Raw genomic sequence first — 12,139 nt, 5'->3', positions numbered from 1 at the left:
CTGGCACAGACCGTCGATGACTATGAGGCGCTGCTGCCTTGGAACATCGAGCTCGGCGGCGCGTAGGCCGCCCTGCGCCGATCGGTTCCAACATCACGCGCAAGGGCGTGGTTTATTGACTGCTTACACACGATCGACATCGCCGTACCGTTTCATTGCAACTTCTGCCAACCTCAAAAGGAGTGCGCTGAAGGGCGCAGCGATCGGTTGTTTCTCCGAGCGCTGGCAGAAGTCACACGTGTCTTTCTCGGCCAGGGAACTAACCAACGCGCTGAGAAACTTTTCGTGAACGCATTCCGCGCATACGAACCTTCCCGTCGCGTCGTGCCAGCCTCTTCGATCGATCTCGTTGATGTAGTCCTTGACTCGGCCCATGTGCTCGTCGCTCCTCATACTGTTGCTCACGCCCGGCAGCGAAGGCCGAGGAGACTTGCTGCGCTTCTGGCTTCCTGCGACGGACGGCGAGATTCACGAACTCGCTCGCTTTCCGACGGTGTACCACGGGCGTCGGCGGCATGCATCGCAGAACTGTGAGGAGCTAGGGCGCGTGCGATTCGCCAAGGGTGGGCACACAAGCTGATCGAGGCCGGCAATTGATGCAGCGTCGATCACATCGGTAAACGCGTCCTTGCGCCAACAGCGTTTCAGCTGTCTTGTCGTCAAACGCCGATCGTCTCGTTTCCGCATCAGAAGATGGCGGCCTTGTGGTCACCATCCAAAACCCTGGTCGCCATCTGCGGGAGACGAAGAAAGATGCCTCGACAGGCCTGAGGCGAAGCTTAAGGTCAGCCAAAGATGCTTCGCCAGTCGCAAATCGGCACGCCCTGCATCGCCACAATAGGCGCATGCACCTGCTGCTCATCGAAGACGACCTGGATCTCGGCCGCGCCTTGCAGTCCGCATTGAAGGTCGAGGGCTTGTCCAGCGAGTGGCGACGACGTGCGGCCGATGCGCCGGTCCTGCTCGACGACGAGGCCTTCGATTGCGTGCTGCTGGACCTGGGCCTGCCCGACGGCAGCGGATTCGACCTCTTGGCACGGTGGCGTGAGCAGGGCTGCGTCGCACCCATCATCGTGATTACCGCGCACGGCGCAGTGGAAGACCGCCTGCGCGGACTCAACGGCGGCGCCGACGACTTCGTCCTCAAGCCCTTCGTCACCTCTGAGCTCATTGCCCGCATCCATGCCGTGCTGCGCCGTGCCGCACGACAGGCCAGCGAGCGCTGGGCTATCGGAGACCTTGTTATCGAGCCGCGTCGGCACAGCGTACAGCGGGCCGGCCAGCCGGTGGCGCTGTCGCCGCGCGAATTCCAGATCCTGCTCGAACTTGCGCGCGAGCCCGGCGTGGTGATGGCGAAGAACCTGCTGGCGCAGCGCATGACGCCCTTGGGCGAAGCGCTCGACTCCAGCGCGCTCGAAGTTCATGTCTCCAACCTGCGCCGCAAGATCGGCGCCGACTGCATCCGCACCGTGCGCGGCGTGGGCTACCTGCTGGTGACGCCATGACCCAGGCCTTGTCCCCGCCATCGATGCTCGGCGGACTGCGCGAGCGCGTGACCGAACCCACGCTGCAGCGGCGCGGCGTGGCCTCGGTGCTCGTCGCCTTTCTGGTCATCTGGGCCGTGCTGTTGGGCTACCTCTACGTGCAGGCCCAGCGCATCGAGACCAGCGCTCCAGGCCTCAACCGGTTCAGCGAGGACTTCAGCGAATCGCTGGCGCCGATCAGCGACATCGGCCAGGTGCAGGCCGTGATGGCTGCCACCAGTCAATGGCTCAATGCGCGGCGGCAGGCGGAGGGACGTTTTCCCGGTGTGCGGCTGTTCGAATTGCTGGACAACCAGGGCCGGCGCGTGTGGGCGTCGCCGGCGCTGCGCGACACCGTGTTACCTGATGCGCCTCGCACTCTCGTGGCGGTGGAGGTGGGTGGTGTCGCGCACAACGTGTACGAAGCGCGCTCGAAGCGCTGGACGCTGCGTGTCGTCGAGCCGTTGCGTACCGACGCCGCCTTCCTTGCCTACAACGGCCGCTCCCTGCTGCCCTACCTCGTGCTGGCGCTGCCAATTGTCCTTGGCGCCGTCTGGCTCTCGGTGCGCAACGGCCTCACGCCGCTGCAGCAGGTGGCCCGCACCATTGCTCAACGTGCGCCAGACGATCTCACACCGCTGGCGGTGCATGTGCGGCACCGCGAACTCAAGCCATTGGTGAAAGCGATTGACCACCTCCTTGCGCGACTGAAGCAAAAAGTCGACCGTGAGCGCTTCTTCGTGCAGGATGCGGCGCACGAGATCCGCACGCCGATGGCCGTGATCACCGCGCAGGCCCATGTGCTGGCACGCGCCACCGACGCACAGGTGCGGGAGGAGGGCTTGCAGCACCTGAACCATGCGGTGGTGCGCGCCTCGCACCTGGCCCAGCAACTCCTCTTGCTGGCCTCGCTGGACGAAGGCCAACGTCCCGTCCTGCAGCGCAGCGACGTCGCCCAGGCCCTGCGGCAGTGGCTGGCTCCGATGGCACACGCTGCGATGGTGCGCGGTATCGAGCTCGAACTGGAGGCGCCGGACGCGCTGATGGCCCCGGTCGACCTGCCCGGGCTTGGCTCCATCGTCGGCAACCTTGTCGACAACGCCATCCGCTACGGCCGGACCAACGGGCGCGTCGTCGTGCACCTGCTCGACGAGGGCGAGCGGCTCACTCTGCTGGTGCGCGACGACGGTCCGGGCATCCCCGCGGCAGAGCAAGCGCGCGTGTTCGAGCGTTTCTGGCGCGGCAACAACCACATCGACGTGGCTGGTTCGGGTCTGGGGCTGTCCATCGTGCAACAAGCCGCGCGCGGCATGGGGGGCACCGCGGCCCTCATTGGCGGGCTGGACGATCGCGGTGTGGGATTTCTGGTGAGCGTGCCTAACGCGGATTTCCGAGCTGCCTGAAAAATCAGGAATACCCAATGGACAAATGCATGAAGAAGGCTCGTGACATCCTGCGGTCAAGGCCGCGTCGCGGCACGCTGCTGCTCTCAGGTCTGCTGACCTTCGGTGTGTCTTGGGCGCAGCCACCCAGCTTCGCGACCGACCCTGCGGAACTGGCGCGCATGGGGCTGCGCGATGAACGCGGCTCGGTCTCGGTCGGCGTGCTGCATGCGGGGCAGGCGCGCTTCGCTTTCATGCAGAACGACGAGGCGGCGGCCGCGCGCGATGCCGCGCCGGCCGAAGCAAACGACACAGACGCCCAGCCGCTCTACGAGGTCGGCTCGATCAGCAAGGTCTTCACCGGCCTCCTGCTGGCGCAGAGCGTGGAGCGCGGCGACCTGGCGCTGGACGACAACCTGGGCGCGCTGCTCCAGGGCAAGGCCGTGCTGTCGCCCGAGGTGTCTGCCATCACGCTGCGTCAGCTCATCACGCACAGCGCCTGCCTGCCGTGGGACCCGCCGGATTTCGAGGGTTACGCCTCGGCCGATCCCTTTTCGAGATTCAGCCGCCGCCGCTTGCTGGCGGCGTTGTCCAACCAGCCCATGGCCAAGGCGCCGCCTTGCGTGGCCGGCTACAGCAATTTCGGCCTTGGCGTGGTGGGCCTGCTGCTCTCCGAGCGTTACGGCAAGCCCTGGCAGCAGCTGGTGCGAGAGAACATCACCGGCCCGCTCGGCATGCAGGACACAGTGCAGGACCTCGGCGACAAGGCGGCGCGCATGGCGCCGGCCTTCAACAACACGGTCGCCGCGCCGTTGTGGGACTTCGATGCCCTGGCCAGCGCAGGCGCGTTGCGCTCCACCGCCTCGGATCTGCTGATCTTCAGTCGCGCCCTGATGGCCGGCCGCGACGGCCCGCTAGGACCCGCGGTAGAACGCCTGCTCACGCCGCTGGGGCGCTTTCGCGAAAGCGAGATCGGCTATGCCGTGATGATGCGCGGACCTCCGGAGAAACGCACTTACTTCCACTTCGGTGTGACCGCGGGTTTTCGCACGCTGTGGATGATGGCGCCCGATACGCAGGAGGCCGCAGTGGTTCTCGCCAGCAGCGCGCATGCGCAGCCCGGGCGGGTCTTCATCGGCCTCGCGGCCAGCCGCTATCCGGTGTCGCTGTCTGCCGTCGCGCTCGATGCCGCGTCGCTGGCTACCTATGCGGGCGTCTACCGGATCGATCCGAAGACGGCATTCACTTTCGTGCCGCAGGATGGCAAGCTCTATCGCCGCATCACCGGCAGCGGTTACCGGGCACTGCGACCCGCCGGCAACGACACCTTCATCGACATCGATGCCGGCGCCGTCTACGTGTTCGGCCGTGAGAACGGGGCCTCGGCCCGTGTCGAACTCACGCAGGGCGGCGGCCGCACGCGGGCCGTGCGCACCGACACGGCGGCGCCAGCCCTGGCGGTTGTCGCGCCCGATCAGGCGGCGGGCTATGTGGGCCGCTATCACATGAGCCGGACCTTGCGACGCAACGTCGATCTCGACGTGAAAGTCGAAGACGGCCAGTTGGGCGTGCGCTCGGCCAACTGGGAGCGCAAGCCAGTCTTTCCCATCGTGGATCGACCTGATCGCTTCGCCTACGAGAGCGGGCGCAGCCAACTGCAGTTCGAGCGCGATGCCAGCGGTCGGATCGTCGCGCTCGTGCTGTACGAAGGGGGCGAGTTCCGCATGCAGCGGCTTGCCCACTGAGTTTTCGTAGCTTGTGGCGTATCTCGGTGCAGGGCTACGATCCCCGTTTTGGCTCAGGGGGTTGAACGATGGACGATCCGACAAGCAGTCGAACGCGGCGAGCGCTTTCCATGTGGCCGCCATCACGTGTGCCGCGCTTCGCCGCCGTCCTCGCCTTGAGCTGCACGAGCCTGTTGTCGACGGCGCCCGCCATGGCGCAGTCGGGCAATGCCTCCCTGGCTGCCGCGGCCGGCAGCGCTGTGGAGGTGGCCTCGGGGTCTTCGACGTTCGGTGGCGTGGTCGTCGCGCCTGCCCTGGTCGCAACGCCGTGCCACCGCCTGGGCGCATCGGCATCGCCCTTCAGCGTGCAACAGGGCCAGAACCGATTCCCCGCTGAATTGATCGCCGCCGACGAGGACCGCAACGTCTGCCTGTTGCAGGCGCGCGGCCTGAATGCGCCGGCCGCGCAGATGGGGCGAACCCGCGACAGCTCGACGTTGGGCAACGTGCATGCGATGTCCTTGCAGGAGGGCCTGCTGCGCCGCATCGACTTGCACGTTCCGTATCTGGGCAAGGTGGTGGATGGCCTGTACCTCGGGGTGGCGCAGCCCCTGGTCGCCCCGCCCGCCCCGTTGCGCGACGGTGTCGGCATCTACAACGAGCAGGGTCAGTTGCTCGCGATGGTGGTCATGGAGAGCGCCGATGCCAACGCACTGAGTATGGCGCTCCCGGTCGAATGGATCGGCTACGTGCTCGAGCGCAAGCCGCGCGCGCCGGCGTCGCTGGGCACGACGGCCTGGATGAATCAGGCACGGATCTTCGATGCCAAGGGGGATGCCGCCGGACTGCTCGAGAACAACCTGCGCTGGACCGAGGCCCAACCCCGCAGTGCGTGGGCCTGGAACAACCTCGGCAATGCGCACATGAGCAGCGGCGAGAAAGACCGCGCCACCAAGGCTGTCGAGGCCTATCTGAAGGCCGTCGAGCTGGATCCGCAGCTCGCGCCGGCATGGAACAACCTCGGCAACGTCTACAGCGAAACCCGTCGCTCCCCCTTGGCTATCGAGGCCTACCAGACAGCCACCCGCGTCGACCCCAGCTATGGCATTGCCTGGCGAAACCTTGGCGAGCTGTACCGCAAGAACGGGCAGCAGGATCGCGCGATCGATGCGCTCAAGCAGGCGGCCAAGGCGGGCACGGGCGGCGAACGCGCCATCGCGCTCAATGGCCTGGCGTTCATCTACGGCGAGGGGCCGCAGGCGATCCAGGCGCTCCAGGAAGCCGTGACGGCCGAGCCGCGCTTCGGCCTGGGGTGGAAGAACCTGGGCATCGCCTGGGAGAGGTCGGGGGACAGGCAAAAAGCCATCAAGGCCTACGAAATCGCATTGCGGATCGATCCGCGCGACGGCGTCGCCTGGACGCGGCTGGGAGATGCGTACACCTGGACCAAGCAGCCGGACGCGGCCTTGCAGGCCTACCGCGCGGCGACCGCGCTCGAGCCGGGCAACGGCGCCGCCTGGAAGTGGCAAGGCGTGCAGTACCTGGAGCGCAAGGACTACAAGCAAGCCATTCCCGCACTCACCGAGGCGCTCAAGAACGGGGAGTCGAACGCGTTCGTCTACGAGGAACTCGGAAAGGCCTTCCAGGAGAACGGCCAGGCCTCAAAGGCCGAAGAGAGCTTCCTCAAAGCCATCGAGCTGGCGCCGCTGAACGCCATGCCGAGCATGCGGCTGAGCGAGCTCTATCGAAAGCTCGGTCGGCCCGACGAAAGCCTCAAGCTCGCGGAAAGCGCAGTGAAGCTGGCCCCCACGGACGCCCGTGCGTGGGACCTGCTCGGCACGGTTCGAAGCGGCAAGGGACAGCTCCAGGAAGCCATCCAGGCCTATCAGCGCGCAGTGGCGCTCGATCCGCAAATGCCCACCGCATGGATCAACCTCGGGCTGCACCTCAACGCCGCGCAGCAGATCCCCCAGGCCAAGGAGGCGCTGACGCAGGCGCTTCGCATCGATCCGGACAATCGCGCGGCGCTCACCAACATGGGGGTCTCGCACATTCGCAGCGGAGACCCCGCTACGGCCGTTTCGATCTTCGAGCGCCTCGATGTTGCCAAGCCTTCGGATCCGCTGGTCCTCGCGAACCTGTGCGCGGCCTATAAGCGCGCGGGGCGCATGGACGACGCCATCAAGGCCTATGGACGCCTCCACGCACTGGATCGCAACCTGGCCGCCAAGGTGTACGAGCAAGAACTCAAGGGCCTTACTGCTGCGATCCAGTCGTAGGTTTACTTCCGGTAGTGATTTGCCCGCGACGTCTAGTGCCAAGGCATGGCGCCAGCGGCGCTGACGGGCCTCATCGGTTTCGCCGCATTTCGAGGCCGTCGATCGCGCCCAGCACACGGAGCACCGTCTCCAAGTGGTGGAGGTGGGGATCTTCCGTCTCTGCCCTGAGGAGGCGCGGTCCATCCAAAAGCGGGCGCTAGATGCAGTTGGGTCAAGTTAGCCTACTCTCCCAAGTTCTGCCACCGCCGCGCGCGGCGGCTCCTGGCCCGTGCTGTGCCACTACATCGAACGGCCGGTTTTGGTCGACCTTAGCCGGACGTGTTGCCGTCGAGAGGGGCCTCGACGCTCTGGCAGCCCGCATCATCAATCGCCAGACGTCTCAGGCTTCAAGATTTCCGAGAGGCGAGCAGCGATTTCTGCTTCAGCAACGCCTTCGTCGGAGCCCATATGAAAGACGGCACAACTCGCCGTGTCAACACCGTAGACGCTGCGGTAGACAGCCACTACGCTGCCCGGCCCAGCTCCGGTGTGTCCGCACAAGGTCAAACCCATATTCACGACGCCTTGCATCAGGCCGAGGCCATATCCGGGTGAAGTCCAAGGGCGCTCAAGAAGAGGTCCGCCGAGGATGCGTGCCGTTTGCATCTCCTGCAGTAGAGAACTAGGCAGGAGGTGTCCCGCTAACAGGCGGTCCAAGAAAAGGGCCGCGTCCGAGAGAGGGCCGACAAGCAAGCCGTGATAAACCCATCCTGGGTCATATGCGGTTGCGGCTCCCAGGCACACGCCGTCCAAGTCGGCTCGCGTCTTTGCGGCGCGAACTCGCGACAAGTCCAGCGGCGCCAGCGCTTGTTGCATCAGCGCTTCCTCGAGCGCGAGTCCAGTTACACGTTCGATAAGCCTCGCGACGTACATGTAGCCGACGTTCGAATACCGCCAACCGACTCCAGGCGCATAACGCAATCTCGTCGCATCGAGGCGTTGCAGCATTTCATCCGCCGGCCAGGGCGCTTCGCCGCGAGCAATGGCGGCGTGGTATTCGCCAAGCTCGCTATAGTCCGCCAGCCCGGTTTCATGCCTCAGCAGTTGACGTAGCGTGAATGGACCTTCGAGGACTGGGTCATCGAGTCGAACCAACCCATCACGCACAAGTGACAGGGATGCCGCCGATAGAACTGTCTTCGTAAAGCTCCACCAGGGAACCACCGCATTGTGCTCTCCGGGCCGCACTGGCGACCCGTTCGATACGAGGGAGGAGAACATTGCGGATTGCACTTGATGTGAAACAGGTTGGCGTATCGGAAGGCCGCACGCCCATGCCGAGAGATCTAGCGCCGTTGAGCCGCGAAGATCATGAAGTCAACCTCCTTCAATGAAGAAGTAGGCTTGTTGACTTAAGCAACAGCCGACCTTTCGAACTCAGACAGTAAGAGTTCGATGATTCCCCTTTGGGGTTCACTAAGTTGGTGGATCCGGCGCGTCAGATCTTTAGCAGAAGACGTCCGAGCGCTGCCGTCATGCAGCCCCGATCCTTTAAGGCTCGGATCCGGTCCATACGCGAGCCAATGCTCTGACACGTCAAGCCATCTTGCTAACACGGACAACCGCTCAGGGCGTGGCACCGCGGTGCCGTTGAGCCATTTATGTGTCGTCTGAACGGAAAGAATGTCGGGGAACTCCCCTGCAAGTGCCTCAGCAAGCTGAGTTGCTCCCAGCGAGCCCAGCCCCTTCCGCTGCATCGCTTGGCGAAAGCGCGCGGCAAAAGCGGTTGGATTGTTGGAGAGCATGTTAATCATTTTCGTCAACAATTGATTTTTATCGTTATCTCTATAAAGAGAAATTTATCGTTTCTGAGAGAATTTGCTTGTCCTGACTTCCACCTGCTGCGAGTCAGCTCATGACTTCGCCAACTGAAAACATGTTTTTCGGATCAACGTATCGATAGGGGACGCGCCGTATCCGCTGCAACAGCAAGGGCTGGTCAACGCGTCAAGCCGAAAGCAACTTTGGAGCTGGAAGGACCTGGAGCGCCCGGGCTTCGATCTCCAAATGACATTGGTCATCGTGTTGCCCGGAAATGTCCGGTTCTGGATGGAGGTCTTAGGTCAGTTGGAGGCACTGCCCCGCGCTGCGCCAGCACCGAGCTCAATCATGCGTCAGCTCGGACGAGGCGTCGCCTCCAAGCGGAGACATGACGATGGCCCTTCGCATTCAACTATCAGCCGAACTCCTCAATTCTCAAGGGCGGGAGATTTTTATCTCTCTCACGAACGAGATAAAATTCTCTTCATTCAGAGAAGAGTGAATTTGGCCATCTTTGCCGAAACAAGGACTCGACGAATAGTTTTCTGTAAGCAGTATCAAAAGCAGACAAGGATGTGACCTGATGTCGATGCTTGATTCGCCCACTAGACTAGCTGACGACGGCATAACTTTGTTCAATCTGGAGACTGCTCACCAGCTTGTACGGGAGGGTCATGCAGTCAAGCGCGGGAGTTCAAAATCACGGCATTCTGAGCTTGCCGTAATTGTGAAGCGAGACGACGAAAGTTGCCCCACGGCGGTGTACAACGAATTGGTAGCCGCCCGGCTTGGCGAGTTGATCGGGGTGCCGGTGCCGACCGGCGTTCTCGCTGAAGTGAGCGGCGAAGTTGTCTACGCCAGTCTTGCCATGTCCAAGCCCGATGCTCACGTTTCGCACGTCGATTCCAGACTTGCGCGGGTGACCGCAACGAAGTACCCGTGGGAGGCCGCAGGCCTATTTGTTTTTGACGTCTTGATCGGCAATTGGGATCGACTTGGCAACGTGAAGGCAGTCACCGGTCCCGGCAACATCCGATTTCTCGTTGGCTTCGACCACGCGAATTCATTGCTGATGGCCAGCAGTCCGCGTTACTTTCTAAGTACGAAAGCGCTTCGGGATGGGTGCCCAGTGTTGCATCACCACATGTTCGCGCGCCACCTTTCGATCCCGATGATGGAGGACTGGTTGCAACGCATCGCCAAGGTGCCGGCAGACTTGTTCTGCATGCGTTGTTTCGTGGGTCGGGATGTCAACATTGTGGATACGACCGCTCAGGACTACTTGGCGAGCGCACTCGAATTTCGGTTGCGGATGCTTCGGTCGCTTTGCCATGAAGTCCTTGATCGGGCATGCTCGACGATTGAGCGGGCAAAATAGAACTTGCCAGCAGGCGGGTCGTCGTCAGTTCTTTGAGTCGCAGCGTGACAGCAAATCCAGTGCGGTGGATAAAGAGTGTGGACAGCGGTCTGTAGACGGGTTCATCCTCTGAAACCAAGCGACTCGTCTCGCCTGCGATTGACGCTTGAGAAGGTGCTCAACGATTGCCGCACTACGGCGGTCCTCAAGCCATACTTCAGCGAGCAATGCCGTTGGTGGATTCAACCGGGTGAACATGCTGGCTTTGCCCGCCTTGTGAAGTTGGTAACGACGCTGAGGATTCGCGGAGATGCCGGTGTAGGTCCTGCCGCCGTCGCAGGCAAGGAGGTACACGACGCAGGAGGGCATCAGCGACGTCCGGCTCGCTGCGCGAGCTCCTCTGACACTCGAGGCGCGAAGGCCTCGCTGTACGTGAGGGCAGACTGATCGGAGATCCCTAGACTGCGCACCAGGACCTTGGGGATCTTCAGGCCTGCGCGGTACGCCTCAGCCAATGCGGTAGCAAAGAGTTTGGGCGCGGCCAGGCCCTGGAGGCCCATCACATAGTTCAGTGAGGTGCGACTGAAATGATGTCCTTCGATGTGGCCAGGGAAGACGTATTCTTCCATCAGCAAAAGCCTCCCGCACTTGGCCTCAAGCTGTTCGAGGTATCTGCTCAGTATCCGCGCAGTCTCCTCATCGAGTTCGATGGGCACGCGGCCAAAATTGGCCGTGACGATCCCGCTTGTGGAGATCGAAAAATTGCCACGTTTTAGCTTACAGGCTTGCGTCGCGGTGCGCGCATAGACCAGCATAAATAAGAGCAGCAATGAATTGCGATCTTCGCTTTCTGAGGAGGTGGTCCATTTGCCGATCAGGCTGGACGCCTGGACGGAAGGCAGCAGAAGATGAGCTGCGAACGGCGGTTGCTCACCGAGAATTTTCAGTGCCTTGAAAAGCTTCTCTTTTCTGTTCATGAAATCGACGAACCGCCGTAGGCTGTTGCGCCTGCCTGGACTTTGTGTAAGGAATCGATCCAACAACTCCTGGTCAAGACTTTGCGGCGAGACCGCTGCATCATGGCTGCTCAAAACAAAAAAGTGAGCAGCGCTCAAAGCGGTGGTGATCGTATGCGAGAGGAAGCGTTGGTGTGCACCGGTCCAGCCACGTCGCTGCCAAGCAACTTGATAGGTCTGCAGATGCGCTAGGTAGCGGGTCATCAGCTCGCGTTTCCAACCTTCCGGTGTTCGTTCGAGCAAGCCTGACTGGGACAGGCGTTCCGATTCCTCCGTCAAATTGTCAACGGTCAGGAACTTGAGGTAGCCCTTCTTTCTAAGCCAGGAAAACGGTACGTACGCCCGATGTACCTGCAACGGCGTAAAAGCTTGAAAGAAAGGACCGCCGTCGATGGCCTGGGGTTTGTCTGCGAGCTTGGAAAGATGAGCGAAGATGCTCGCGTGCTTTTTCAAAGCCGCAGGGCGGTGTTGATTAGGGATCGTCGCGTCAATCCACTCCTGCGCGAATGCTTCATACAGCCTCCTGTACTCGACGTTTTCTATGCTTGTGGTCGCCGATGCGGCGGAGATCGTTGCACGCTGTCGCAAGTAGCATGCGGAACACATGGACGCACTGTGCCTGCGCCCTGGTGCATGGCACTTCGGGCAAACAAAAGGGCCTAGCGCGCAGTGCCGGCAGAGTGGCCGACCGGCTTCGTTTAGAACGGCAACCTTGCGATTCTTGCCACAGTCGTCGCACGCTGCATATCGACCAGGGTTCTTGCAATCGCTGCACCTTGTCAGTCCAGGGCTACCCGGGATGTTGAAGACATGCCGCGAGGTTCGTCCGCACGTTGAACAGGTTTTTGGTGGATCGGATTTTTCAGCGCACCGAGAGCAGATCCGGCCGTTGGGTGTCATCCGGGACATCGCACTTACCGGATGCTTCCCGCATGTTGCGCATTGCGCACGTTCTCTACAGTAGGAGCACAAAGCGGGAACTATGCCGCGGTAGCTCTTCGTAGGTCTGGCACATGCGTTGCATTTGACGCTGCAGAAGTCTTTGGCATAGCAAAGCG

At 62.3% G+C, this 12,139-nt stretch carries 9 protein-coding genes; 5 read left to right on the top strand and 4 right to left on the bottom strand.

Annotated features, from left to right (window positions below; genetic code table 11):
* The first annotated feature begins 845 nt into the window (after nt 1-845).
* The 4 genes from NU688_RS30055 (at nt 846) to NU688_RS30040 (ending at nt 6,908) form a co-directional block, all read left to right on the top strand.
* The gene (locus NU688_RS30055; RefSeq protein WP_257864496.1) at nt 846-1,505 is read left to right on the top strand and encodes a response regulator transcription factor; all 660 of its coding nucleotides are present in this window, start codon (nt 846-848) and stop codon (nt 1,503-1,505) included.
* Complete coding sequence (locus NU688_RS30050; protein WP_257864495.1) at nt 1,502-2,926, top strand: ATP-binding protein; 1,425 nt, start codon at nt 1,502-1,504, stop codon at nt 2,924-2,926. The genes NU688_RS30055 and NU688_RS30050 overlap by 4 nt, the downstream gene beginning before the upstream one ends.
* Nucleotides 2,927-2,955: 29 nt before the next feature.
* Nucleotides 2,956-4,650 carry a serine hydrolase gene (locus NU688_RS30045; RefSeq protein ID WP_257864494.1) on the top strand — a complete coding sequence of 565 codons (1,695 nt, stop codon included), beginning with the start codon at nt 2,956-2,958 and terminating at the stop codon, nt 4,648-4,650.
* A gap of 110 nt (nt 4,651-4,760) precedes the next feature.
* The gene (locus tag NU688_RS30040; RefSeq protein WP_257864493.1) at nt 4,761-6,908 is read left to right on the top strand and encodes a tetratricopeptide repeat protein; all 2,148 of its coding nucleotides are present in this window, start codon (nt 4,761-4,763) and stop codon (nt 6,906-6,908) included.
* A 363-nt stretch (nt 6,909-7,271) separates the two neighbouring features.
* On the opposite strand, the gene NU688_RS30035 is transcribed toward NU688_RS30040, so the two are convergent.
* Both NU688_RS30035 and NU688_RS30030 read right to left on the bottom strand, forming a co-directional pair.
* Complete coding sequence (locus NU688_RS30035) at nt 7,272-8,168, bottom strand: serine hydrolase (RefSeq protein WP_257864492.1); 897 nt, start codon at nt 8,166-8,168, stop codon at nt 7,272-7,274.
* 131 nt (nt 8,169-8,299) lie between these two features.
* Nucleotides 8,300-8,692 (bottom strand): hypothetical protein, encoded by a 393-nt coding sequence (locus NU688_RS30030; RefSeq protein ID WP_257864490.1) that lies wholly within the window; start codon nt 8,690-8,692, stop codon nt 8,300-8,302.
* 599 nt (nt 8,693-9,291) lie between these two features.
* Between NU688_RS30030 and NU688_RS30025 the strand changes: the two genes are divergently transcribed.
* Nucleotides 9,292-10,086, top strand: a complete 795-nt coding sequence (locus NU688_RS30025; protein WP_257864489.1) for a hypothetical protein — start codon at nt 9,292-9,294, stop codon at nt 10,084-10,086.
* A 24-nt stretch (nt 10,087-10,110) separates the two neighbouring features.
* Here the strand turns inward: NU688_RS30025 and NU688_RS34100 are convergent, their stop codons facing one another.
* Entirely contained in the window at nt 10,111-10,434 is a 324-nt protein-coding gene (locus NU688_RS34100) for a GIY-YIG nuclease family protein (protein ID WP_374684711.1), read from the bottom strand.
* Nucleotides 10,434-11,669 (bottom strand): hypothetical protein, encoded by a 1,236-nt coding sequence (locus NU688_RS30020; protein ID WP_257864488.1) that lies wholly within the window; start codon nt 11,667-11,669, stop codon nt 10,434-10,436. The genes NU688_RS34100 and NU688_RS30020 overlap by 1 nt, the downstream gene beginning before the upstream one ends.
* Nucleotides 11,670-12,139: the final 470 nt, after the last annotated feature.

Source organism: Variovorax sp. ZS18.2.2, assembly GCF_024701975.1.
Classification (GTDB): domain Bacteria; phylum Pseudomonadota; class Gammaproteobacteria; order Burkholderiales; family Burkholderiaceae_C; genus Variovorax.
The sequence above is the reverse complement of the archived record's forward strand: the minus strand, read 5'-3'. Positions and strand labels throughout refer to the sequence as shown.

Excerpts from the sequence above, each read along its gene's own strand:
- NU688_RS30055 (WP_257864496.1), top strand. The coding sequence starts at position 846 with ATGCACCTGCTGCTCATCGAAGACGACCTGGATCTCGGCCGCGCCTTG.
- NU688_RS30050 (WP_257864495.1), top strand. The coding sequence starts at position 1,502 with ATGACCCAGGCCTTGTCCCCGCCATCGATGCTCGGCGGACTGCGCGAG.
- NU688_RS30045 (WP_257864494.1), top strand. The coding sequence starts at position 2,956 with ATGAAGAAGGCTCGTGACATCCTGCGGTCAAGGCCGCGTCGCGGCACG.
- NU688_RS30040 (WP_257864493.1), top strand. The coding sequence starts at position 4,761 with ATGTGGCCGCCATCACGTGTGCCGCGCTTCGCCGCCGTCCTCGCCTTG.
- NU688_RS30035 (WP_257864492.1), bottom strand. The coding sequence starts at position 8,168 with ATGTTCTCCTCCCTCGTATCGAACGGGTCGCCAGTGCGGCCCGGAGAG.
- NU688_RS30030 (WP_257864490.1), bottom strand. The coding sequence starts at position 8,692 with ATGCTCTCCAACAATCCAACCGCTTTTGCCGCGCGCTTTCGCCAAGCG.
- NU688_RS30025 (WP_257864489.1), top strand. The coding sequence starts at position 9,292 with ATGTCGATGCTTGATTCGCCCACTAGACTAGCTGACGACGGCATAACT.
- NU688_RS34100 (WP_374684711.1), bottom strand. The coding sequence starts at position 10,434 with ATGCCCTCCTGCGTCGTGTACCTCCTTGCCTGCGACGGCGGCAGGACC.